Here is a 700-nt window from a genome sequence, read left to right as displayed (position 1 = left end):
TTGGTATTTAAGGTAGTCACTTCATTGCCGATTCGGGTATCGACACCATCAATACGGCTATTAATCATATTTGCGCTGGTTGTAATCTTTCCATCTAAAGCTGTAACTTCTTGACCAATTCGGGTATCTACGCCATCAATACGGGTATTAATCGTATTTGCACTATTGGTAATTGCTGTATTTAAATTACCTACTTCGGTAGTTACTCGTCCGTCTAAAGTGCTGATTGCATTTTTATTGGTGGTGATTTTGCCATCTAAAGCCGTAACTTCATTGCCAATTCGGGTATCCACACCATCAATACGGCTATTAATCGTATTGGCACTATTGGTAATTGCTGTATTTAAATTACCTACTTCGGTTGTTACTCGACCATCTAAAGTGCTGATTGCATTTTTATTGGTGGTGATTTTGCCATCCAAAGCGGTAACTTCATTACCGATTCGGGTATCTAAAGCTGCAACTGTCGTATCCACACCATCTATACGGGTATTAATCGTATTGGTGCTGGTTGTAATCGCTGTATTTAAATTACCTACTTCGGTTGTTACTCGTCCGTCTAAAGTGCTGATTGCATTTTTATTAGTGGTGATTTTGCCATCCAAAGCGGTAACTTCATTTCCAACTCGGGTATCTAATGCTGTAATACTGGTATTGGTCGCATGTAACTGTTTACCTGTCACTGCATCTTTAGACGTTG

General features: G+C 39.4%; 1 protein-coding gene. It reads right to left on the bottom strand.

Annotated elements, in window-relative coordinates; translation table 11 throughout:
• A partial coding sequence (locus F967_RS14300; RefSeq protein WP_004798515.1) for a hypothetical protein occupies positions 1-700 on the bottom strand: 700 nt, incomplete at both ends.

Origin of the sequence: Acinetobacter sp. CIP 102637, from assembly GCF_000368425.1 — a bacterium.
Taxonomy (GTDB): domain Bacteria; phylum Pseudomonadota; class Gammaproteobacteria; order Pseudomonadales; family Moraxellaceae; genus Acinetobacter; species Acinetobacter parvus.
This window is presented reverse-complemented; position numbering and strand designations above follow the sequence as displayed.